Origin of the sequence: Mesorhizobium sp. M2A.F.Ca.ET.039.01.1.1 (genome assembly GCF_003998035.1) — a bacterium.
Taxonomy (GTDB): Bacteria; Pseudomonadota; Alphaproteobacteria; order Rhizobiales; family Rhizobiaceae; genus Mesorhizobium.
The window spans coordinates 1-739 of the sequence record NZ_RZRY01001377.1 but is presented as its reverse complement, the minus strand read 5'-3'; the positions used below and the strand labels follow the sequence as shown (position 1 = coordinate 739).

Here is a 739-nt window from a genome sequence, read left to right as displayed (position 1 = left end):
GCAACTTACAGATCGCCGTGTGCGGGAGCCTATGCCAACGCGGGCTGGGAGATCGGCCATAGCGCACACGAAAGCGCTGAACCGCATGGCAAAAATACTGCTCAACCTGCGAAAGGGTCACAGTCGCCACGGGCAGGTCGCGCTCAGCCAGATAGTCCAGAAAGGAGCGGGCGTAGAGCCGATGGTTGGCTACGACCACCGGATTGTAGTTCTGCTCCGTGAGCAATTTCGCGAGCTCGGCGATCAGCTCGTCGTGCGACTTCAACATGATTGTCTCCTCAGACGGTTGGAAAGCCGCCAAGGCTCGCAATCAAAATAATGCGCAGCAAGGGCTGCGCTGGCGCACAAAAAAGCAAAGGAAAATAACCGTGAACCACAGACTCCTTCGCATTATCGCGACCTCGCGATTACAGGTCATCCACAACAATTTGATCGCCGCGCTCGAGGCCGCCAATATCACCAGCGAGAGCGGCACGCTGAATCGCAACGCCAAGGCGGCAGCGCGCTCAGCCTTTGAGAGCACCAAGCAGCGCTTCTTCAGCCATCTCATCACCTCTATGATGACGCCGACGCTGATCGGCGCGATCGAGCAGGACCGCGCCGACGGTCATTCGGCGGTCGTGCAGATCGTTTCGACCGGCGAGGCGCTGATGGAACGGCGGCTGGCCGAGATCCCGGCAGAGGAATGGTCAGACCTCCACGTCGACGTGACCCCGCGCGAATATGTGCTCGGGTATCT

2 pseudogenes are annotated in these 739 nt (G+C 59.4%); one reads left to right on the top strand and one right to left on the bottom strand.

What is annotated here, in order from left to right:
• Nucleotides 1-268: pseudogene (locus tag EOA24_RS39965) on the bottom strand (integrase); the annotation flags it as partial.
• Nucleotides 269-413: 145 nt separating this feature from the next.
• Here EOA24_RS39965 and EOA24_RS39960 point away from each other — a divergent pair.
• Nucleotides 414-739: pseudogene (locus tag EOA24_RS39960) on the top strand (hypothetical protein); the annotation flags it as partial.